This window comes from Enterobacter sp. JMULE2 (assembly GCF_013337145.1).
Taxonomy (GTDB): domain Bacteria; phylum Pseudomonadota; class Gammaproteobacteria; order Enterobacterales; family Enterobacteriaceae; genus Enterobacter; species Enterobacter mori.
The window spans coordinates 242,274-264,202 of sequence record NZ_SGWD01000011.1; the positions used below are offsets into that span (position 1 = coordinate 242,274).

Sequence of the window (21,929 nt, forward strand, 5' to 3'; positions counted from 1 at the left end):
GGTAAATACATTTCAAGGAGATGCGGATGAAACAGTTTTTGATTGCTCCCTCAATTCTGTCGGCCGATTTTGCCCGCCTGGGTGAAGACACCGCCAACGCACTGGCGGCTGGCGCGGATGTCGTCCATTTTGACGTTATGGATAACCACTACGTTCCCAATCTGACCATCGGTCCTATGGTGCTTAAAGCGCTGCGTAGCTACGGCATTACCGCACCGATTGACGTGCACCTGATGGTAAAACCGGTTGATCGCATCGTGCCTGATTTCGCCGCGGCGGGCGCCAGTATCATCACTTTTCACCCGGAAGCCTCAGAACACGTTGACCGCACGCTGCAGCTGATCAAAGAGAACGGCTGTAAAGCGGGCCTGGTCTTTAACCCGGCTACGCCGCTGAGCTATCTCGACTACGTGATGGATAAGCTGGACGTGATCCTGCTGATGTCCGTTAACCCGGGCTTTGGCGGCCAGTCGTTCATTCCTCAGACGCTCGATAAACTGCGTGAAGTGCGCCGTCGTATTGACGAGTCAGGTTACGATATTCGTCTGGAAGTGGATGGCGGCGTGAAAGTGAATAACATTGGTGAAATTGCGGCTGCGGGCGCGGATATGTTCGTTGCAGGCTCAGCGATTTTCGACCAACCGGATTACAAAAAAGTCATTGATGAAATGCGCCGTGAACTGGCGAAGGTAAGTCATGGATAAATTGCAGGCAACCCGAGGTATCGCATTTGACCTCGACGGCACGCTGGTCGACAGCGCGCCTGGCTTAACGAGCGCCGTCGATCAGGCGCTGTATGCGCTCGAATTACCCGTTGCGGGCGAAGAGCGCGTGGTGACGTGGATTGGCAACGGCGCAGATGTGCTGATGGATCGCGCCCTGACCTGGGCGCGTCAGGAACGCGCATCGCAGCGTGCTGCGCAGGGTAAACCGAGCGTCGATCACGCCGACATTCCTAAAGATGAGCAGCTGCGTATTCTGCGTAAACTGTTCGATCGTTTCTACGAAGAGACCGTTGAAGAGGGCAGCTTCCTGTTCCCGGATGTTGAACAAACGCTGAGCGCACTTCACGCCAAAGGCATCCCGCTGGGTCTGGTGACGAACAAGCCGACGCCGTTTGTCGCACCGCTTCTGGAAGCGCTGGATATCGCGAAGTATTTCTCCGTGATTGTGGGCGGCGACGACGTGCAGAACAAAAAGCCGCACCCGGAACCGCTTCTGCTGGTGGCAGGAAAATTATCCTTAACGCCTGCGGAGCTGCTCTTTGTCGGTGATTCCCGTAATGATATTCTGGCTGCCAGAGCGGCAGGCTGTCCTTCCGTGGGATTAACCTATGGCTACAACTACGGTGAGGCCATCACGCTGAGTGAGCCGGATGTCGTGTTCGACCACTTCAAAGATTTGTTGCCCGCACTCGGGCTTTCGCACAGTGAACATCAGGAATTGAATAATGACTAAGCCCATCGTTTTTAGTGGCGCACAGCCGTCAGGTGAATTGACCATTGGTAACTACATGGGTGCGTTACGTCAGTGGGTCAGCATGCAGGATGACTACCATTGCATTTACTGCATCGTGGATCTGCACGCTATTACCGCGCGTCAGGATCCTGAGAAGCTGCGCAAAGCCACGCTGGATACCCTGGCTTTATATCTGGCCTGCGGTATCGATCCAGAGAAGAGCACCATCTTCGTTCAGTCTCACGTGCCAGAGCACGCACAGCTGGGCTGGGCGCTGAACTGCTACACCTATTTCGGCGAGCTGAGCCGCATGACCCAGTTCAAGGATAAATCCGCGCGTTACTCTGAAAACATCAACGCCGGTCTGTTTGACTATCCGGTGCTGATGGCAGCTGACATCCTGCTGTATCAAACCAACCAGGTGCCGGTGGGTGAAGACCAGAAGCAGCACCTTGAGCTGAGCCGTGATATCGCCCAGCGCTTCAACGCGATTTACGGCGATGTGTTTAAAGTGCCAGAGCCGTTCATTCCGAAATCCGGTGCGCGTGTGATGTCGCTGCTGGAGCCGACCAAGAAGATGTCCAAGTCTGACGATAACCGCAACAACGTTATCGGCCTGCTGGAAGACCCGAAATCGGTGGTTAAAAAGCTCAAGCGTGCGGTCACCGATTCCGACGAGCCGCCTGTTGTGCGCTACGATGTGCAGAACAAAGCGGGCGTCTCCAACCTGCTGGATATTCTCTCCGGTGTCACCGGCCAGAGCATTCCTGAGCTGGAGCAGCACTTTGAAGGCAAAATGTATGGTCACCTGAAAGGTGAAGTGGCAGACGCCGTTTCCGGCATGCTGACCGAGCTCCAGGAGCGCTATAACCGCTATCGCAACGACGAAGCCTTCCTGCAGAAGGTCATGAAAGACGGCGCGGAAAAAGCCAGCGCGCACGCGTCCGAAACCCTGAAAGCGGTGTACGAAGCGATTGGATTTGTCGCGAAACCTTGAGTCTGCTTGCCGGGTGGCGCTGACGCTTACCCGGCCTACGGGATCGTGTAGGTCGGGTAAGCGTCAGCGCCACCCGACGAAAAACCGCCCAAACAAAAAAACCGGGAAATCCCCGGTTTTTTTACGCCTGAAAATCGCTTACTGCTGCGCCGCCGGGCCGCAACCGCCGATGATCTTCGAAATGGAGATCGCCGGGTGCAGCAGGTAATCGTAGCTGCAGTTATTTTTGGTGTTTTGCACGTGACCGGTGCAGGCGGTCAGAGTCGATAACAGGCCAACCAGAACGGCGGCTTTTGCCAGTTTGAACATACGCATTCCTTGTCTTGAAACTTAAATTGGATGTAACACGAGGGAATAAATGGAAAAGTTCCATTTCAGGGCGGTATGTTATCGACAGCGGTAACAGGGGAGTAGTCCGGTTAAGGACTACTCGAAGAAGAACGGATATGCGTTAGTGATTAGAGAACCAGTTGAGTTTTTCGCGCAGTTCAACCACGCGGCCAACAATAATCAGCGCCGGACTCTCTACCTGCTGCGCCAGTTCACCGAGCTGCGTCAGCACGCCATCCACCACGCGCTGCGTAATGGCGGTACCGTTTTCCACCAGCGCGACCGGCATATCTGCCTCCATGCCGTGTTCCAGCAGTTTCGCCTGAATAGTCGCGGCCTGATTAAGCCCCATATAGAACACCAGCGTCTGCTTTTCGGCGGCCAGGTTGTGCCAGTCCAGCTCGCTGCCGGTTTTCAGGTGCCCCGTCACCAGACGCACGCTCTGGGCATAATCGCGATGGGTCAGCGGAATGCCAGAGTAGGCTGAACACCCTGACGCCGCCGTAATGCCCGGCACGACAGAGAACGGAATGCCCGCGTTGCACAGGGTTTCCAGCTCTTCGCCGCCGCGGCCAAAGATAAACGGATCGCCGCCCTTAAGGCGCACCACACGCTTACCTTTTTGCGCTTCACGCAGCAGGATCTGGTTGATCTCCTCCTGGGGCACGCAGTGGTAGCCCGCGCGTTTGCCGACGAACACGCGGTCGGCGTCGCGGCGCACCAGGTTCATGATGTCATCGGAGACAAGGCGATCGTAAACCACGATATCGGCCTGCTGGATCTGCTGCAGCCCTTTCAGCGTCAGCAAACCTGCATCGCCGGGACCTGCGCCCACCAGCACCACTTCACCGCGGTGATCCAGCGGTTCGCTCAGCAGCTGTTCGGTCGTCTCTTCAACGGCTTTCGCGTCCTGATTCGCCAGCGACTGTGCCAGCCTGTCGTTAACAAAGAATTTTTCCCAGAAGCGACGACGCTCGCCCACGGTGGAGAAAGTTTGCTTCACGCGGGTACGAAGCTGCCCGGCGTAATGAGCTATCTGACCAAGATGCTGGGGCAGCACGGCCTCCAGCTTTTCCCGCAGCAGGCGGGCGAGAACCGGCGAGCGACCGCCGGACGACACTGCGATCATCAGCGGCGAACGGTCGATAATCGACGGCATGATGAAGCTGGCCTCTTTCGGCGCATCCACCACGTTACAGAAGATACGTCGCGCTTCGCAGGCGTCACTGACGCGCTGGTTCACTTCATCGTTATCCGTCGCAGCGATGGTCAGCCAGCAGGTATCCAGCAGGGATTCATTAAACTCACCCTGTTCCAGCGTGAGCATCCCTTCCTGAGCCCAGACCTCAAACTGTGGGGCGAAGTCGAGGGCGTTGACGGTGAGTCGGGCGCCAGCCTCTAACAGCAGGCGCGCTTTGCGTTCAGCCACGTCGCCGCCGCCCACGAGCAGGCAGTCGCGGTTGCGTAATTGACAAAAAATCGGCAGGTGATCCACGACGTTACCTCGCAGCATTCATGGAGGGGGTAATAATTGACGTCAGGATAACAGCAGGAATCGCACAGAACATACGGTTTTTCCTGCCGTTACCCATAAGGGGTCATAAGCTTTTCGTATTGAAAAGGCGGGGGATTAGCCTTTCAGCTGCACCTTACCGTCCTTCACGCGGGCGTCGTAGTGCTTCACGGAGACATTTTCATCTTCCATGCAGCGTCCGTCAGTTAAGCTGAAGCGCTGCTTTTTCAGCGGGCTGGCAACCCACAGTTCACCCTGATGCTCGGCAATCAATCCACGGGAGAGCACGCTGGCCTCGAAGAACGGGTCAATATTGCTGATGGCATAAACCTGTTCATCGTGGCGAGGGCGGAAAATCGCGACCTGCTCGCGGCCCAGCAGCGCACATACGCCGGTGGCGGGGATAATGTCGTTAATATCGCAAATGTTTATCCACTGGCTCATGCGTTTTCCTCCACCAGCGTCACTGGGATGCGTTCATACGGCGTTGCCGGGCGATGCTGTTCACGCTCCGGCACTACCTGCACGTTCGGGTCGCGCTGGGTGCTGTTGATAAAGTGTTTGAAGCGCGTCTGCGCCGCAGGCGTGTTCACGGTTTCAGTCCACTCGCAGATCACCGCCTCGCGCAGGCGAGCCATTTCGGCTTCCAGCTGTTCGTTCAGGCCCAGCTTATCGTCGATGATGACGGACTTCAGGTAGTCGATGCCGCCTTCCAGGTTATCCAGCCAGGAAGCGGTACGGGTCAGCTTATCGGCGGTGCGGATGTAGAACATCATGAAGCGGTCGAGATATTGAATCAGCGTGTCGCGGTCAAGATCCGCAGCCAGCAAGTCCGCGTGGCGTGGTTTCATCCCGCCGTTGCCGCAGACGTACAGGTTCCAGCCTTTCTCTGTGGCGATGATCCCCACGTCTTTACCCTGCGCTTCCGCACATTCACGGGTACAGCCGGAGACGCCAAACTTCATTTTGTGTGGGGTGCGGATGCCTTTGTAGCGGTTCTCCAGCTCCACGCCGAAGCCCACGCTGTCGCCCACGCCGTAGCGGCACCAGGTGCTGCCCACGCAGGTTTTCGCCATGCGCAGCGCTTTGGCATACGCGTGGCCGGTTTCAAAGCCCGCTTCAATCAGCTGACGCCAGATTTCCGGAAGGTCGTCCTTCTGCGCGCCAAACAGGCCGATACGCTGGGAGCCGGTGATTTTGGTGTACAGGTTAAATTCACGGGCGATACGGCCCACGGCCACCAGCCCTTCCGGCGTGATTTCGCCACCGGCAGAACGTGGGATAACGGAATAGGTCCCGTCTTTCTGAATGTTCGCCAGGAAGTTGTCGTTGGTGTCCTGCAGCGGCGTGTGCTCCGGCTTGAGCACGTATTCGTTCCAGCAGGAGGCCAGCAGGGAGCCGACGGTCGGTTTACACACTTCACAGCCGTAGCCCTGGCCGTGCTTCGCCAGCAGTTCGTCGAAGGACTTGATGCCTTCCACGCGGATCAGGTGGTACAGCTCCTGGCGAGAATACGCGAAGTGCTCGCACAGGTTGTTGTTCACTTCGATGCCCTGTTTCGCCAGCTCGGCGTTCAGCACCTGAGTGACCAGAGGAATACAGCCGCCGCAGCCGGTACCGGCTTTGGTTTCCGCTTTCAGCGCCGCCACGGTGTGGCAGCCTTTGTTGATGGCGGAAATCAGCATGCCTTTGGTGACGTCGAAGCAGGAGCAAATCTGCGCGCTGTCGGGCAGTTTATCCACCCCGATAGACGGCTTGCCGCTGGAGGCATGCGCCGGGAGGATCAACGCGTCCGGGTTCTCCGGCAGCTCGATGGCGTTCAGCACCAGCTGGAGCAGGTTGCCGAAGTCGCTGGTATCCCCGACCAGTACCGCACCGAGCAGGGTTTTGTTGTCCTGGCTGACGATGAGGCGTTTGTAGACTTCTTTACTTTCGTCGAGGTAGACGTAGCTGCGGGAATTCGGGGTACGACCGTGCGCATCGCCAATACCGCCTACGTCCACACCCAGCAGCTTCAGCTTGGCGCTCATGTCTGCGCCGGTAAACGCGTTTTCGGTGCCGAGAATGTGGTCAACGGCGACCTGCGCCATTTTGTAACCCGGCGCGACCAGACCGTAAACGCGGTTGTTCCAGCTAGCGCATTCGCCGATGGCGTAAATATCCGGATCGGAGGTTTGGCAGGCATCGTTAATCATGATCCCGCCGCGCTGCGCCACGGCAAGACCGCACTGGGTCGCCAGCTTGTCGCGCGGACGAATACCGGTGGAAAAGACGATAAAGTCCACTTCCAGCTCGCTGCCGTCGGCAAAGCGCATGGTTTTGCGCGCCTCTGTGCCTTCCTGCACGATCTCTTTGGTGTTCTTGCTGGTGTGAACCTTCACGCCCATGCTTTCGATTTTACGGCGTAGCTGGTCGCCACCCATATGGTCCAGCTGTTCGGCCATCAGCATCGGGGCAAATTCGATAACGTGGGTTTCAACGCCGAGGTTTTTGAGCGCGCCAGCCGCTTCCAGACCCAGCAGTCCGCCGCCGACCACCGCGCCGCGCTTGCTTCGACGGGCGCAGGATTCGATGGCGTTGAGGTCTTCAATGGTACGATAAACGAAGCAATCCTGCGTTTCCGAGCCTTTGATAGGCGGGATCCACGGATAGGAGCCTGTCGCCATGATCAGCTTGTCGTAAAAAACCGTACGCCCGGCGCTGGAGTGGATCACTTTTTCCTGACGGTTGATGGTGATAGCGCGTTCGCCCACCAGCACTTTCACGCCATGCTTCTCGTAGAAACCTTCACGCACCAGAGAGAGCTCTTCGGCGGTATGATGGGAGAAGTAGGAAGACAAGTGCACGCGGTCGTACGCCTTGCGGGGTTCTTCACAGAACACGGTAATGTCGAAACGGTCGGCGTCGGCTTTATCGAGAAGATCCTCAATAAAGCGGTGGCCGACCATGCCGTTACCGATGATAGCGAGTCTGACTTTGCTCATTTTTGCCTCGATTTCTTTTCTATTACTGCCTACCTTAACGATTCAGCAGGGGCACTTATTGATGCAAATCAAATACGTCTTCACCTACCCACAAGGTGGTATATAACTGATTTGTCAGGATTTTTATAAGTTATGGAATTTGCTGGCTTTTCGTATTCGTCGATTTTGTGTACAAAATAGAGTGCGTTTTTTGAAAATGCGTACTCCTAAATATCAGCCGTGTTTTTCGGGAGAAAGGTATGTCTACAACACCGCTTTGGCTTGTCCAGAATGTTCGCTTACCGGGTCGGGAAGGGCTGTGGCAAATCGCCATCGAGAACGGTCGTTTTGGTGATATCACACCAATGGATGATACCCATGCCGAAAGTTACGAAATCCTGAATGCGCGCGGCGGGCTGGCGATCCCGCCGTTTATCGAGCCGCATATTCATCTCGATACCACCCAGACGGCGGGGGAGCCAAACTGGAACCAGTCCGGCACCCTGTTCGAAGGTATTGAGCGCTGGGCTGAGCGCAAGGCGCTGCTCAGCCATGAGGATGTGAAAGCGCGCGCCTGGAAAACGCTGAAGTGGCAAATCGCCAACGGCATCCAGTTTGTCCGCACCCATGTGGATGTCTCTGATCCGACGCTCACCGCCCTGAAGGCGATGCTGGAGGTGAAGCAGGAGGTCGCGCCGTGGGTGACGCTGCAAATCGTCGCCTTCCCGCAGGAGGGGATCCTCTCCTATCCGAACGGCGCGGCGCTGCTGGAAGAGGCGTTAAAGCTGGGGGCCGACGTGGTGGGGGCGATCCCGCACTTCGAGTTCACCCGTGAGTATGGCGTCCAGTCGCTGCATATCGCTTTTGATCTGGCGAAGAAATATGACCGCCCGCTGGATATTCACTGCGATGAAATTGACGACGAACAGTCGCGGTTTGTCGAGACGGTGGCGACGCTGGCATATGAAGCAGGCATCGGTCCGCGCGTGACGGCCAGCCATACTACCGCCATGCACTCCTACAACGGCGCGTACACCTCGCGGCTGTTCCGCCTGCTGAAAATGTCAGGGATTAACTTCGTCGCTAACCCGCTGGTGAACATCCACCTGCAGGGGCGCTTTGATGACTACCCGAAACGCCGCGGCATCACGCGCGTGAAAGAGCTGCAGGACGCTGGCATTAACGTCTGCTTTGGTCACGATGATGTGTTTGACCCGTGGTATCCGCTCGGGACTGGCAATATGCTGCAGGTGCTGCATATGGGACTGCACGTCTGTCAGATGATGGGCTATCCGCAAATCGACAACGGCCTGAACCTGATCACCCATAACAGCGCCCGGACCTTTGGCCTGAGCGATTACGGTATTAAGACGGGGAACCCGGCAAACCTGATTATTCTGCCTGCGGAGAGCGGGTTTGAAGCGGTACGCTGCCAGGTGCCGGTACGCTGGTCGATTCGTCAGGGACGCGTGATTGCCACGACGCAGCTGGCGCAGACGTGGATCCAGATGGATGTCGGGGGAGAAGAGGTGAGCTTTGCCAGAAACAGCCCCTCTGCCGAGCGCAAAGGGGCGTAGACGTTAGTGAGACGCCGCTGCAACGTTGTGCTGGCGGTGGCGGGTCACGAAGCCCAGGATGAAGCACATGATGAACACCACGGCATACAGACCGTTAGCGGTGTGCAGCGCCGCCAGCGGACCGCTGTGGGCGACAATCGGACCCGTCACCACGAAGGTCAGCATGGTGCCGATGGTGCCGCAGGTCAGGACGAAGTTAACCAGCTTCGGCGAGGCCACTTTGGTCTGCAGGGAGCCCAGGGTGATGATCGAGGTATAAATGGCGCTGGAGAAGAAGCCCAGGGTCAGAATGAACCACGGCATATGCTCCGGCGAACCGTTGATGAACAGGTACATCAGCACGGTTGCCAGGCCCGCCAGCACGGTCAGAATGCGCTGCAGGTCGAAGAAGCGCAGGATGAAGCTAAACGCCCACATGCCGAACATGTAAGACATCCAGAAATCGCTCACCAGTTTACCCGCGTCGTTCAGGCTCATGCCCAGCCCTTTTGCGTATTCCGGTACCCAGGAGATAAAGCCCAGCTGGCCCAGGATGTAGCACAGGGCGGCAACGGAGAGGAACAGCACGCCGATGCCCCACTTTTCTTTCACAACGGGCTCTGCGGTAGTTTGCGCTTTCTTGCCCAGTACCGGGAACTCACAGCCGAAGGTCAGGATAAAGATCGCCACGTAGACCAGACCGATGCAGGCATAAACCCAGTACCACTCGATGCTGCGCGCCAGCAGAACGGCAGCCACCATCGGGAAGATCATACCGGCCATGCTGAAGAAGGAGTCGGTAAACAGCAGGCGCGCGCCGCGCTGGCGGCCTTCATACATATGGGTAATCAGGAACGTACCGATCGACATGGTGATCCCGCTGACCAGACCGAGCACGAACATGGCGGCGGAGAACAGCGCGATGCTGTGGCTCAGCATCAGGCCCGCCACGGCGGCGACCATCAGCACAAAACCAAAGCGCAGCTGGGTTTTCAGCGGCACAATTTCCATCAGCCAGGCATTCAGGAAGATAGAGATCAGGATCCCCGCGTTGAGGAAGGTAAAGGTGTTACTCATGCTGGAAACGGGCAGCTGGAAGTAGTCTGCGATATTTCCCATCACCATCCCGGTGACGATCACCAACGCGCCGGTCAGGGCGTAGGAGAAGAAGCTGATCCATGTGAGCTTGATGCGATTGCTGTTAGTCATGTCTGGCCTGTTCAGAAAAAGAAAAGCGCCGGGAAGGCGCTGAGAGCGGGCAGATTTTAGACTCGAAAGTGATCTAATTAAATCTTTTCAGAAAATATTGATCACATTTGCATATTTTTGTGTGATGCAGATCACGTAAAATGGCGCTATTACCAATCGTTTGCGCGGTAACAACTGTTTCAATTTCGTAAAATTAGGTAAAAGGCTGGTCTCCGTTCATACTGCTCTTTAGAATCAAGCCATTCGCTTTTTATACTGCGCTTTGTTAAGGAATTCTCATGCTCAAATCAACACTGGCGGCTGTTGCAGCTGTGTTTGCTCTTTCTGCCGTTTCCCCTGCTGCGCTGGCAGCCAAGGGTGACCCTCACGTCCTGCTGACCACCTCTGCCGGGAATATTGAGCTGGAACTGAACAGCCAGAAAGCCCCTGTTTCGGTGAAAAACTTCCTCGACTACGTGAACAGTGGGTTCTACAACAACACCACTTTCCACCGCGTGATCCCGGGCTTTATGGTGCAGGGCGGCGGCTTCAACGAGCAGATGCAGCAGAAGCAGCCTAACCCGCCGATTAAGAACGAAGCGGACAACGGCCTGCTGAACAAGCGCGGCACTATCTCCATGGCGCGTACCGCAGATAAAGACAGCGCGACCAGCCAGTTCTTCCTCAACGTGGCGGATAACGCCTTCCTTGACCACGGCCAGCGCGACTTTGGCTATGCCGTCTTCGGTAAAATCGTGAAAGGGATGGACGTGGCCGACAAGATTTCTCAGGTGCCTACTCACGACGTCGGCCCGTATCAGAATGTCCCGTCAAAACCGATCGTTATCCTTTCCGCAAAAGTTCTGCCGTAACTCTTCTGAACGCGGGTTTCTTCTGCCCGCGTTATGTCGCCCTCCCTGCGAAAGCGCGTTTTGCTGCTTATACTTGTGGCAAACGGACTATTCAGGGAGGCGTTAAGTGAAAAAACTCACCGACAAGCAAAAATCCCGTCTCTGGGAACAGCAGCGTAGCGTCAATTTGCAGGCCAGTTGTCTCCTTGAAAAAGGTCATGGTCCTTCAGCGCCCCACATCGAAACGCTGGAGCTTGGGCCATCCGCGCCCGGGTTGCCCCATCTGTGCCTGATTCACCGCCATCTGTATCACAGCGAGATGAAGCGGGCAGGCGAATTCCGTACCGACGATATTTTTAAGGGTGACATTCCCTTCTGCCATTTCGAGTACATCGAGAAGATGGGCAACGAGCTGATGGCGGCGCTTGAAAGCGAAAAGTATCTTGTGGGCCTTGAGAAGGCGGCTTTTGTTGACAAGGTTAGTCATTACTACTGTGAAATCAATATGCTGCATCCTTTTATGCGCGGCAACGGCATTGCCCAACGCGTCTTCTTCGAGCAGCTGGCGCTCCACGCGGGTTACGCGCTGGACTGGCGGGATATCGATCCCGAGCAGTGGGTGGCGGCTAACCGAAGCGGCGCGATGGGCGATTTGACCGCGCTGAGCGTTATCTTTGCCAAAGTAGTGAGCGAAGCGCGGGAATCTGAGTAGAATAGGGCGGCATTTTTTCGGGAGCCGCCATGATTCTGCTGATTGATAACTACGATTCCTTCACCTGGAACCTTTACCAGTATTTTTGTGAACTGGGTGCAGAGGTGGTTGTCCGCCGTAATGATGACCTCACCCTGGCCGATATCGACACGCTGGCCCCGCAGAAAATCGTGATTTCGCCGGGGCCGTGTACGCCCTCGGAATCAGGCATTTCTCTGGATGTTATCCGCCACTATGCAGGCAAACTGCCGATTCTGGGCGTCTGCCTGGGCCATCAGGCTATTGCCCAGGCGTTTGGTGCCACCATCGTGCGCGCTGCGAAAGTGATGCACGGGAAAACCTCTCCGGTCACCCACACCGGCACGGGCGTATTCGCAGGGTTAAATAATCCGTTAACCGTGACGCGCTACCATTCTCTGGTCATTGACCCGCCGACGCTACCCGCCTGCTTTGAGGTCACCGCCTGGAGCGAGACGCAGGAGATCATGGGTATCCGTCACCGCGAGTGGGATCTCGAAGGCGTGCAATTCCATCCGGAAAGCATCCTCAGCGAGCAGGGACACGCGCTGCTGGCAAATTTCCTCAATCGCTGAATATCTGTTGCCTTGCTATGATTTTTTATGCATATTTTGTGATTATATTTTCACAATCACTGTGACATAAAAATGGATGGTCATGACATGGCAACTGAACAACCAGCAATTACCCGTGCAACATTTGATGAAGTGATCCTGCCGATTTATGCACCGGCTGAGTTTATCCCTGTGAAGGGGAAAGGCAGCCGCGTCTGGGATCAGGAAGGCAAAGAGTATGTTGATTTCGCGGGCGGGATTGCGGTGACGGCGCTGGGCCATTGCCATCCCGCGCTGGTGGAGGCGCTGAAAACCCAGGGCGAAACCCTGTGGCACACCAGCAACGTGTTCACCAACGAACCGGCGCTGCGTCTGGGGCGTAAGATCATCGATGCGACCTTCGCGGAACGCGTGCTGTTTATGAACTCCGGCACCGAAGCCAACGAAACCGCCTTTAAGCTGGCGCGCTACTACGCCACCACGCGCCACAGCCCGTACAAAACCAAAATCATCGCCTTCCACAATGCCTTCCACGGACGCTCCTTCTTTACCGTCTCCGTTGGCGGCCAGCCGAAGTATTCAGACGGCTTCGGCCCGAAACCGGCAGACATTGTCCACGTGCCGTTTAACGATCTGCATGCCGTGAAAGCGGTAATGGACGACCACACCTGCGCGGTGGTGGTCGAGCCTATTCAGGGCGAAGGCGGCGTGACCGCAGCGACGCCGGAATTCCTGAAAGGGCTGCGCGAACTGTGTGACGAGCATCAGGCGCTGCTGGTCTTTGATGAAGTGCAGTGCGGCATGGGGCGCACCGGGGATCTGTTTGCCTACATGCATTACGGCGTGACGCCGGACATCCTGACCAGCGCCAAAGCGCTCGGCGGCGGTTTCCCGGTGAGTGCGGTACTGACGACGCAGGAGATTGCCTCTGCGTTCCACGTCGGCTCTCACGGCTCTACCTACGGCGGCAACCCGCTGGCGAGCGCCGTGGCGGGTGCCGCGTTTGATATTATCAATACGCCTGAAGTGCTGAACGGCGTTCGCGCGAAGCGTGAGCTGTTCGTGAAGCATCTCCAGCAGATTAACGATGAATATGATGTTTTCAGCGAGATCCGCGGCATGGGGCTGCTGATTGGCGCCGAGCTGAAGCCGCAGTTCAAAGGCCGCGCGCGTGATTTCCTGCACGCCGCCGCGCACGAAGGGGTGATGGTGCTCAATGCCGGACCTGACGTGATGCGCTTTGCGCCGTCGCTGGTGGTGGAAGATAAAGATATTGAAGACGGATTAACCCGCTTTGCCGCGGCGGTCGCGAAGATCGTTAAAGGCTAATACTCGGTTCGCTTTAACCGGCGCGTTAACCAAATCCCGTGATGCGGGCGCTGACGCCATGCCACCGATGAAATGGTGTGCATGGTGTTCAAATGCCCCAGAACGCGCTGCAGATGCTGCTCAAGGGTGCTCATCGGCCCGTGGGTCAGCGTTTCAGGCGCTTCCAGAATATTCGAATCTCCCGATTCACCCGGCGAGTCATACTCCAGACGCTGCTGACACCTCTGCAACGCAATTTCACACGACTGCAAATAGCGCTGCGCCAGATCCGGCGTCAGCATCGTGTGCTCGCGCGCCAGCGTGGTCATGGCGTTAATGTGCTCGACGATAAACTGGCTGTGTGTCACCCACAGCTTCATGTCTGCAAGATAGTGCGAGTTAAACCCCGGCTCCTGCATCGCCTGATTGAGCGAGTTAAACAGCGCATTGTGTGCCTGGTTGACCTTCATCCGCTGATACGCCAGCGGGGAGGGCTGCGGATCGTCGCTGAGGATCAGGCGAATGGCCTGCTGGTCGGCTTCCAACGCGTCATGGGCGTTCTGCCTGAGCAATCCGCTCTGCCACTGCGGCCACAGCCAGACCATACCGCCGAAGGCAATCAGGCAGCCAATCAGCGTATCGACCAGACGAGCCACGATAAACTGCTCGCCGTTGAGCGTGAGCAGCTGCAGGGTGTACACCGCCGTGACCGTAAAGCCCACCATCGCCCAGCCGTAATTTTTACGGATGATCAGATAGCTCACCATGGTGATCGCCAGCATCCCGACCAGCGTATAGCCTTCCGGCACGTGGAAGTGAAGCGTCACGCCCGCAATAATCAGCCCGGCTAGCGTTCCGCCAGCCCGGTGGAAGATACGCACTCGCGTGGCCCCGTAGCCGTTCTGCGTGACAAACAGCACGGTCATTAAGATCCAGTAGGGTTTAGGCAGGTGCAGCGCCATGCCCATCAGGCTGGCAATGCTCAGCATCACGCTTATCCGCGCCGCGTTGCGCAGGGCGGCGGATTTCAGTGACAGATAGCTTTTGAGCGCAGGCAGCAGCGGCAGACGTTTCTGCTTATCCGCCATCAGGTCGCGGGGATAAAGCGGGCGCTGCGTACGCAATACGCGGGCGATACGGCTGAAGTGCCAGGCGGCAAACTGGCCTACCGGGTTATCCGGATGCTGACGGGCGATTTTCTCCAGCGCGCCGAGCTGTTTATCCATGTTAAAACGCGTGGGGTAGCGGTGATAGAGAATATCGTCAGCCAGTACTCTAAGCCGCGCGGCGACGGTCTGGGCGTTCCAGCGGATCACCGCTTCTGCATGGCTGCGCTCTACCAGCTTTTGTACCTCCTGCGGGTGGTGAAGGCTTACGGAGATATGCTCCTGCAGGTCCAGCCCCACCTGGAAAGTGCGCAGCAGCCGTTTGTATTCGTGGTTCTTGTTGGCGGCAAGCATGTGCAGCTGCTGGTAGCACTGGCTAATCAGGTCGACAACCTTTTGCTGGCGCGTCAGCAGCGGCGGCAGGGATTTCTCCGGGTCGGTATGCTGGGTGAGCAGGGTGTATTTGGCTTCACAGTAATCCGCAAGCTGCACATAGAGCAGGCTCAGGGATTCACGCAGCGGCTGTTCCCGCCAGAGCCAAAACCAGAACCAGTTAAACACCCCGTACCAGAGCGTGCCAAGGGCGTAGATCAGCAGCGGCTCCCACACCGGCATATTCCCGGCGAGGCTCAGGGTGAAGATAGCCGCAATCAGCGAGGCGGGCAGCAGGCGCGCGTGCAGCGAACTGATTTCCGCCGTCACGCCAAGCGTCATCGCCAGCACGGTCAGGATCAGGGGCAGCGGGATATCACGGGCAAGCAGGAGCTGTACGGCGAGACTACAGCCCGCAAACAGACAGCCACCGATAATCAGGCGTTTGAAAAAGCGCTTATGCGGCGTGTCCAGACCGGCAATGTTGCAGCAGGCGGGCACGAGGGAAAACAGCAGACCTTGCTGGAGGTGTCCGAGGATCAGGCCCACGGCCACAGGAAGGCACAACACCAGCGTTTGTCGCAGTGCGTAGTTAACTTCCGGGTGATAGATCAGCCTGCGCCACATGAGGAGTAGAGACAAAAACGGCGTGACACCTTGCGATGGCACGCCGTTTGAGCGGAATTAACGCGTTCCGTAAACCACGATGGTTTTACCGTGGGCGGAGATCAGGTTCTGGTCTTCCAGCATTTTCAGGATACGACCCACTGTTTCACGGGAGCAACCGACGATCTGACCAATTTCCTGGCGGGTAATTTTAATTTGCATGCCGTCAGGGTGGGTCATGGCGTCTGGTTGTTTTGCCAGGTTCAGCAGGGTCTGCGCGATACGGCCGGTTACGTCCAGGAAGGCGAGGTTACCCACTTTCTCAGACGTCACCTGCAGACGGCGCGCCATCTGGGAAGAAAGACGCATCAGGATGTCAGGATTAACCTGAATCAGCTGACGGAATTTCTTGTAAGAAATTTCAGCCACTTCACATGCTGTCTTTGCACGAACCCAGGCGCTACGTTCCTGGCCCTCTTCAAACAGGCCCAGTTCACCGATGAAATCGCCCTGGTTCAGATAAGAAAGGATCATCTCTTTCCCTTCTTCATCTTTGATCAGCACTGCCACCGAGCCTTTAACGATGTAATACAACGTTTCCGCTTTTTCACCCTGGTGAATCAGCGTGCTCTTCGATGGGTACTTATGAATGTGGCAATGAGACAAGAACCATTCGAGAGTCGGGTCTGTTTGCGGTTTGCCAAGCACCATGCGCTGTTATCCTCTGTTATAAGCTGTCACCAGAGTCATAAGATGCATCCGGACTCTGGGGTTGCAATCGAATTCTTACCCATACCCTGGGAAGTCGGCTGTCGTAACGTTTCGCAGCCAGTAAAGTTTGATGTCCTCTGCATACATGTGTAACGTCAATGTATTACTGTAGCATCCAGAGTGTTTTAGCATAGCTTTTGCCGCGTGTCTCCTGGTGTCTCGCTTCAGCATGATGCAGGTCGCCTTCCGTTGCGAGAAATGTAATGCACGCGTAATCTGTCACCAAAAATGCAACGTTGGAGTTAATGAATATGCAAGCGCGTGTCAAATGGGTTGAAGGTTTAACGTTCCTGGGCGAATCCGCTTCTGGACATCAGATTTTGATGGACGGTAACTCCGGCGACAAAGCCCCAAGCCCGATGGAGATGGTGCTGATGGCGGCGGGCGGATGCAGCGCAATTGACGTGGTGTCGATTTTGCAAAAAGGTCGTCATGATGTGACCGATTGCGAAGTGAAGCTTACTTCCGAACGTCGCGAAGAGGCGCCACGCCTGTTCACGCACATTAATCTGCACTTTATCGTGACCGGTAAAGAACTGAAAGACGCCGCAGTATCACGCGCCGTAGACCTTTCTGCGGAGAAATACTGCTCTGTGGCGTTAATGCTGGAGAAAGCGGTAAAAATCACGCATTCGTATGAAGTGATCGAGGCTTAATCTTTTGGCGGGTGGCGCTTCGCTGACCCGCCCTACAAAAGCACGACCGTAGGCCCGGTAAGCGCAGCGCCACCGGGCAAAACAACTCACGCGATCTGCTTCCCTTCCATCAGTCGCTGGACCAGCGGCGTCATAATTAACTCCATCGCCAGCCCCATTTTTCCGCCCGGCACCACCAACGTATTCATGTGCGAAATAAACGAGCCCTGCAGCATCGCCAGCAGCCAGGGGTAATCAATGCCTTCGAGATTGCGGAAATGGATGACGACAAAGCTCTCATCCAGCGAGGGGATCGTTTTGGCCGCAAACGGGTTGGAGGTATCCACCGTCGGCACGCGCTGAAAGTTGATGTGGGTGCGGGAGAACTGCGGCGTCAGGAAGTTGATGTAATCCTCCATGGAGCGCACGACGGAATCCATCACCGCTTCGCGAGAATGCCCGCGCTCGCTCATGTCACGCGTCAGCTTCTGGATCCATTCAAGGTTAACAATCGGCACCACGCCGACCAGCAGATCCACGTGACGCGCGACGTCGTGTTGAGGCGTGACCACGCCGCCGTGTAGCCCTTCGTAAAACAGCACGTCGGTCGGCTCCGGCAGCGGCTGCCACGGGGTGAACGTCCCCGGCACCTGATTCCAGGGAACCGCTTCGTCGTAGGTGTGCAGGTATTTGCGGGACTGCCCGGTCCCGCTCTGCCCGTATTCGCGGAAGGTTTGTTCCAGCAGGCTGAAATCGTTGGCTTCCGGCCCGAAATAGCTGATGTGTTTGCCCAGATCGCGCGCCTTGCGGATGGCCATGTCCATTTCCGGGCGCGTATAGCGGTGAAAGCTATCGCCCTCCACTTCTGCCGCCCGGAGATTCAGCTGTGCGAAAATCTTGCGAAAGGCGAGGCTGGTGGTGGTGGTACCCGCACCACTTGAGCCCGTTACGGCAATAACCGGATGTCTGGCAGACATAGCAACTCCCTGACTGGAAAGGTTTACAGATCAGCCGTGAAACGCGTTGCGGTGCATGATATTGATCGTCTCATGCAGTTCGGACCACACCAGCACCACGTCGCCACTTTTCAGCTGGCGCTTAACATCGCTGACCTTTTGTTCGAGCGAACGTTCTTGTTCACCATAATCGGTGCCTTCACGTAATACAAAGCTTTCAATCAGATTATCGAGCGTTTCGGGAGCGAGATCCTGCCAGGGGATAATCATTTTTTACCGTCCAGAAAAGAGGTGAGCCAGTCAGGGATGCGGGTTTCCAGCCACATTTTCGGCCTGCGTAGCGTGCCGCCAACAAAGCCGACGTGCCCGCCGTACTCGGTGAGCTGATACTGCACGTTAGCCGGTAAATGCTCCGGTGCCGGAATGGAGTGATGATCCATAAACGGATCGTCTTTGGCGTGGATAATCAGCGTCGGCGTGGTGATTTGATTCAACAGCGGCATGGCGCTGCACTGACGATAATAGTCAATCGCATCGGCAAAACCGTGGATCTTCGAGGTAATCAGATCGTCAAACTCGCGCAGACGCTTCACGCGCTTGAGCTGCTGCAGGCTAACCGGCAGGGTATCAGGGTAGGCCTTCAGCTTGCGCGCGGCGTTGGCCTTCAGCAGGTTGAGCAGGTAGCGCTGATAGACGCGGGAAAACCCTTTCTCCATATGGTAGCTGCACTGCTCGAGCATAAAGGGAGCGGAGACAATAACAGCGGCATCCAGCGGGACGGCATCACCTTCTTTCGCCAGCAGGCAGGCCAGCATATTGCCGCCCAGCGAATAGCCCACCGCCGCCGTTGGCACCGTGCCAAAATTATCTCTCAGCCAGTGTAAGAACCAGGTGCCGTCTTCGGTTTCGCCGGAGTGGTAAATACGCTTCTGGCGATTCGGCTCGCCGCTGCAGCCGCGAAAATGCATCACCACCGCCAGCCAGCCGCGGGCTTTCGCCGCCTCGATTAAACCGTGGGCGTAGGGACTGTGCAGGCTGCCTTCCAGACCGTGAAACACCACCAGGCGAGGTTTGTGTCGGGCCTGCTCCGGCGCTTCGCTCCAGGCGAGATCTAAAAAGTCGCCGTCCGGCAAATCCAGGCGCTGCCAGTGCGGGGTGAACTGCACCTTGCGGCGGATCAGGCGCGGCAGCATGGTTTGCAGGTGGGGGTTAGCCACGCCGCGCATGGGCACGAACTCTGCGCTCTCTTCGGCTGCAATGTCGAAGTCTGATGGAATGATTTGGGTCATAAGGGCGATGCTGATTCTTGTCAGAAATTTACTATACCTTCCGAATTGTACCCCGTTTAGCCTGGATTTCCGAACCATGAACTGATCTCGATCACAAATCTTTACCTTGATTATTACTCTCAGGCTAATGATTCAGCTCTACGCTTAATTGATGCCTTTCTCGCCAGAGCGCAGACTTTACTCAACGTTAAGCAAATCAGAATGATGTGCTGAATCAGGAGGTTAATAATGTTATCTGGGCAAACACCCACCCGGCAATGGAACACACGACGCAGCGAGAAAGCGCGTCGTCTGGCGTCCGTACCGGTGCAGGGCAAAGTACTGCCAACCGGCGATCTTGTCGCCATGCTGGAAAAACTGATCGCTCCGGGCGACAAAGTTGTGCTGGAAGGCAACAACCAGAAGCAGGCGGATTTCCTTTCCCGCTCGCTGGCTGAAGTGAACCCGCAAATCGTTCACGACCTGCATATGATCATGCCGAGCGTTGGCCGCAGCGAGCATCTGGATATCTTTGAAAAAGGCATCGCCCGCAAGCTGGACTTCTCCTTCTCCGGAACACAGAGCCTGCGTATCTCGCAGCTGCTGGAAGACGGTCAGCTCGAAATCGGTGCAATTCACACCTACATCGAACTTTACTCGCGCCTCTACGTCGACCTGTCCCCCAACGTGGCGCTGATTGCCGGTTTTAAAGCCGACCGCAAAGGCAACCTCTACACCGGGGCGAGTACCGAAGATACCCCGGCGCTGGTGGAAGCCGCCGCGTTCCACGACGGCATCGTCATCGCGCAGGTGAACGAGCTGGTGGACGACGAGTGCGATCTGCCGCGCGTCGATATTCCGGGCTCCTGGATCGACTACGTGGTCGTTGCGGACAAGCCGTTCTTTATTGAACCGCTGTTCACCCGCGACCCGCGCCTGATCAAACAGGAACATATCCTGATGGCGATGATGGCGATCAAAGGCATCTATGCGGAACACCAGGTGCAGTCCCTGAACCACGGTATCGGCTTTAACACCGCGGCGATTGAGCTGCTGCTGCCCACCTACGGCGAACAGCTCGGCCTGAAGGGCAAAATCTGTAAACACTGGACGCTGAATCCGCATCCGACGCTGATCCCCGCCATTGAAAGCGGCTGGGTGGAAAGCGTGCACTGCTTCGGCGGCGAGCTGGGGATGGAAGAGTACATCCGCGCCCGTCCTGATGTCTTCTTTACCGGTGCCGATGGCTCCATGCGTTCCAACCGCGCCTTCTGCCAGCTGGCAGGCCAGTACGCGGTGGATATGTTCATCGGCTCTACGCTGCAGGTTGACGGCTACGCCAACTCTTCAACCGTGACCCGCGGTCGTCTTTCCGGCTTCGGCGGTGCGCCAAACATGGGCCATGACCCGCACGGTCGTCGTCATGCGACCCCGGCTTGGCTGAACATGATCACCGAGCCGGATCCGATGCAGCGCGGTAAAAAGCTGGTCGTGCAGATGGTGGAAACCTTCCAGGCAGGCGTGAAGCCGACCTTCGTGGAAAAACTCGATGCCGTCGACGTGGCGAAAGCCTCCGGCATGCCGCTGGCACCGGTGATGATTTACGGCGATGACGTGACGCACGTGCTGACGGAAGAGGGTATTGCCTACCTCTACCGGGCGAAAGATCTGGAAGAGCGTCGGGCCATGGTTGCCGCCGTCGCGGGGATCACCGATATCGGCCTGGGCGTTGACGCCAAACGCGTGGCGGAACTGCGCCAGAGCGGAAAAGTGGTGTATCCGGAAGATATGGGGATTCGTCGCACCGACGCCACCCGCTCTCTTCTGGCGGCGGGCAGCGTGTCAGACCTCGTTGAGTGGTCCGGCGGTCTGTATAACCCACCTGCTAAATTCCGGAGCTGGTAATGAAACTTCTGCCCCAGATTCAGGTTGAAGGCGGTGCCGAATGGCTGGCGCGAACCGCCACGCAGTGTCTGATTGACGAAGCACGTTTAAGCCCGAAACCCGGTCTGGTGGACAGTCGGGGGAACGGCGCGCACCACGATTTATCCCTTGCGCTGATGGAGCGCTCCGCGCACAGCCTGACCCTCACGTTTCAGGCGCTGGCGCAGCAGAGCTGGCAGCGTCCGGCGGACATTGCGCTTCGGCAAACCGTTGGCCGTCTTGGCCGCGAAGGCGAGCAGCAGATGATGGCAGCCACCGACGGGGTTAATACCCACCGTGGTGCGATCTGGGCGCTGGGATTGCTGGTGAGCGCGGTAGCGATGCTGGGCGGTGAGGCGACTGCGCAGGCCGTCGCGAATACCGCCGCTCAGCTGGCGAAACTCCCGGACGATGCGGCGCCGAAAGTGTTCAGCAAAGGGCTGCGCGCCACGCACCGCTACCGCGTGCCGGGCGCGCGCGAAGAGGCGCAGCAGGCGTTCCCGCACGTTATGCAGCGCGCGCTGCCGCAGCTTCGCCTCAGCCGTCTCAACGGCAGCAGCGAAACGCATGCGAGGCTCGACGCGCTGATGGCGATCATGACGTCACTCACCGACACCTGCGTGCTGTCGCGCGCCGGAATGGAGGGACTGGACACCATGCAGAACGGTGCTCGTGGGGTACTGAACGCCGGAGGATGCGCAACGCCTTCAGGGCAGCAGGCGCTGGCGAGCTTAGACCGCCAGATGCTCTCGCTCAACGCTTCACCGGGCGGCGCTGCCGACCTGCTTGCCGCCACGCTGTTTCTCGACCGCGTCGAAACGCCTTATTCAAAGCATTAAGAGGA

At 57.1% G+C, this 21,929-nt stretch carries 21 protein-coding genes; 11 read left to right on the plus strand and 10 right to left on the minus strand.

Features of this window, described 5'->3' with window-relative positions; all coding sequences use genetic code 11:
* Positions 1 to 26: 26 nt before the first annotated feature.
* From rpe to trpS, 3 genes are read left to right on the plus strand one after another with little or no spacing between them, the layout of a single operon-like run.
* A complete protein-coding gene (gene rpe / locus EXW94_RS09685; RefSeq protein ID WP_010436362.1) occupies positions 27 to 704 on the plus strand; it encodes a ribulose-phosphate 3-epimerase in 678 nt (225 codons plus the stop codon).
* A complete protein-coding gene (gene gph, locus EXW94_RS09690; protein ID WP_100167359.1) occupies positions 697 to 1,458 on the plus strand; it encodes a phosphoglycolate phosphatase in 762 nt (253 codons plus the stop codon). Before rpe ends, gph begins: the two co-directional genes overlap by 8 nt.
* A complete protein-coding gene (gene trpS, locus EXW94_RS09695) occupies positions 1,451 to 2,455 on the plus strand; it encodes a tryptophan--tRNA ligase (RefSeq protein ID WP_174340029.1) in 1,005 nt (334 codons plus the stop codon). The genes gph and trpS overlap by 8 nt, the downstream gene beginning before the upstream one ends.
* Before the next feature lie 138 nt (positions 2,456 to 2,593).
* Here trpS and EXW94_RS09700 read toward each other — a convergent pair whose 3' ends face one another.
* The 4 genes from EXW94_RS09700 to nirB form a co-directional block, all read right to left on the minus strand.
* Positions 2,594 to 2,764 (minus strand): YhfL family protein, encoded by a 171-nt coding sequence (locus EXW94_RS09700; protein WP_008503029.1) that lies wholly within the window; start codon positions 2,762 to 2,764, stop codon positions 2,594 to 2,596.
* 142 nt (positions 2,765 to 2,906) lie between these two features.
* On the minus strand, positions 2,907 to 4,280 hold the full coding sequence (cysG, locus tag EXW94_RS09705) for a siroheme synthase CysG (RefSeq protein WP_172701518.1): 1,374 nt from the start codon (positions 4,278 to 4,280) through the stop codon (positions 2,907 to 2,909).
* 135 nt (positions 4,281 to 4,415) lie between these two features.
* Complete coding sequence (gene nirD, locus EXW94_RS09710) at positions 4,416 to 4,742, minus strand: nitrite reductase small subunit NirD (RefSeq protein WP_148401269.1); 327 nt, start codon at positions 4,740 to 4,742, stop codon at positions 4,416 to 4,418.
* The gene (gene nirB, locus EXW94_RS09715; RefSeq protein ID WP_089598573.1) at positions 4,739 to 7,282 is read right to left on the minus strand and encodes a nitrite reductase large subunit NirB; all 2,544 of its coding nucleotides are present in this window, start codon (positions 7,280 to 7,282) and stop codon (positions 4,739 to 4,741) included. Before nirB ends, nirD begins: the two co-directional genes overlap by 4 nt.
* A 239-nt stretch (positions 7,283 to 7,521) precedes the next feature.
* On the opposite strand from nirB, the gene EXW94_RS09720 reads away from it, so the two are divergent.
* The gene (locus tag EXW94_RS09720; RefSeq protein WP_174340030.1) at positions 7,522 to 8,838 is read left to right on the plus strand and encodes a cytosine deaminase; all 1,317 of its coding nucleotides are present in this window, start codon (positions 7,522 to 7,524) and stop codon (positions 8,836 to 8,838) included.
* A 3-nt stretch (positions 8,839 to 8,841) separates the two neighbouring features.
* Here the strand turns inward: EXW94_RS09720 and tsgA are convergent, their stop codons facing one another.
* Positions 8,842 to 10,026: an MFS transporter TsgA gene (gene tsgA / locus EXW94_RS09725; protein ID WP_089598575.1), complete on the minus strand. Its 1,185-nt coding sequence runs from the start codon at positions 10,024 to 10,026 to the stop codon at positions 8,842 to 8,844.
* Between the two features lie 278 nt (positions 10,027 to 10,304).
* On the opposite strand from tsgA, the gene ppiA reads away from it, so the two are divergent.
* The 4 genes from ppiA to EXW94_RS09745 all read left to right on the plus strand — a co-directional run bounded on the left by ppiA (position 10,305) and on the right by EXW94_RS09745 (position 13,469).
* The gene (ppiA, locus tag EXW94_RS09730; protein WP_010436347.1) at positions 10,305 to 10,877 is read left to right on the plus strand and encodes a peptidylprolyl isomerase A; all 573 of its coding nucleotides are present in this window, start codon (positions 10,305 to 10,307) and stop codon (positions 10,875 to 10,877) included.
* A 106-nt stretch (positions 10,878 to 10,983) separates the two neighbouring features.
* The gene (locus EXW94_RS09735) at positions 10,984 to 11,568 is read left to right on the plus strand and encodes a putative adenosine monophosphate-protein transferase Fic (RefSeq protein WP_126816059.1); all 585 of its coding nucleotides are present in this window, start codon (positions 10,984 to 10,986) and stop codon (positions 11,566 to 11,568) included.
* 29 nt (positions 11,569 to 11,597) lie between these two features.
* Entirely contained in the window at positions 11,598 to 12,161 is a 564-nt protein-coding gene (pabA, locus tag EXW94_RS09740) for an aminodeoxychorismate synthase component 2 (protein ID WP_089598576.1), read from the plus strand.
* Positions 12,162 to 12,248: 87 nt separating this feature from the next.
* Positions 12,249 to 13,469, plus strand: coding sequence for an aspartate aminotransferase family protein (locus EXW94_RS09745; RefSeq protein ID WP_174340031.1), 1,221 nt, complete (start codon positions 12,249 to 12,251; stop codon positions 13,467 to 13,469).
* Here EXW94_RS09745 and EXW94_RS09750 read toward each other — a convergent pair.
* Both EXW94_RS09750 and crp read right to left on the minus strand, forming a co-directional pair.
* A complete protein-coding gene (locus EXW94_RS09750; RefSeq protein WP_089598577.1) occupies positions 13,466 to 15,553 on the minus strand; it encodes a YccS/YhfK family putative transporter in 2,088 nt (695 codons plus the stop codon). The two genes, EXW94_RS09745 and EXW94_RS09750, sit on opposite strands and share 4 nt — an antisense overlap.
* 57 nt (positions 15,554 to 15,610) lie before the next feature.
* On the minus strand, positions 15,611 to 16,243 hold the full coding sequence (gene crp / locus EXW94_RS09755; protein WP_000242758.1) for a cAMP-activated global transcriptional regulator CRP: 633 nt from the start codon (positions 16,241 to 16,243) through the stop codon (positions 15,611 to 15,613).
* Positions 16,244 to 16,554: 311 nt separating this feature from the next.
* Here crp and EXW94_RS09760 point away from each other — a divergent pair, with 311 nt between their 5' ends.
* Complete coding sequence (locus EXW94_RS09760; RefSeq protein WP_010436331.1) at positions 16,555 to 16,959, plus strand: OsmC family protein; 405 nt, start codon at positions 16,555 to 16,557, stop codon at positions 16,957 to 16,959.
* A gap of 86 nt (positions 16,960 to 17,045) precedes the next feature.
* On the opposite strand, the gene EXW94_RS09765 is transcribed toward EXW94_RS09760, so the two are convergent.
* The 3 genes from EXW94_RS09765 to EXW94_RS09775 are packed head-to-tail and all read right to left on the minus strand — an operon-like array spanning position 17,046 to position 19,183.
* Positions 17,046 to 17,915, minus strand: coding sequence for a phosphoribulokinase (locus tag EXW94_RS09765; protein ID WP_010436329.1), 870 nt, complete (start codon positions 17,913 to 17,915; stop codon positions 17,046 to 17,048).
* A 30-nt stretch (positions 17,916 to 17,945) separates the two neighbouring features.
* Positions 17,946 to 18,164 (minus strand): YheU family protein, encoded by a 219-nt coding sequence (locus tag EXW94_RS09770; RefSeq protein ID WP_089598578.1) that lies wholly within the window; start codon positions 18,162 to 18,164, stop codon positions 17,946 to 17,948.
* Positions 18,161 to 19,183 (minus strand): hydrolase, encoded by a 1,023-nt coding sequence (locus EXW94_RS09775; RefSeq protein WP_089598579.1) that lies wholly within the window; start codon positions 19,181 to 19,183, stop codon positions 18,161 to 18,163. Before EXW94_RS09775 ends, EXW94_RS09770 begins: the two co-directional genes overlap by 4 nt.
* A 228-nt stretch (positions 19,184 to 19,411) precedes the next feature.
* Between EXW94_RS09775 and mdcA the strand changes: the two genes are divergently transcribed.
* Together mdcA and EXW94_RS09785 are read left to right on the plus strand one after the other, a co-directional pair.
* Positions 19,412 to 21,067 carry a malonate decarboxylase subunit alpha gene (gene mdcA, locus EXW94_RS09780; RefSeq protein ID WP_010436323.1) on the plus strand — a complete coding sequence of 552 codons (1,656 nt, stop codon included), beginning with the start codon at positions 19,412 to 19,414 and terminating at the stop codon, positions 21,065 to 21,067.
* Positions 21,067 to 21,924, plus strand: a complete 858-nt coding sequence (locus EXW94_RS09785; RefSeq protein ID WP_174340032.1) for a triphosphoribosyl-dephospho-CoA synthase — start codon at positions 21,067 to 21,069, stop codon at positions 21,922 to 21,924. Before mdcA ends, EXW94_RS09785 begins: the two co-directional genes overlap by 1 nt.
* Positions 21,925 to 21,929: the final 5 nt, after the last annotated feature.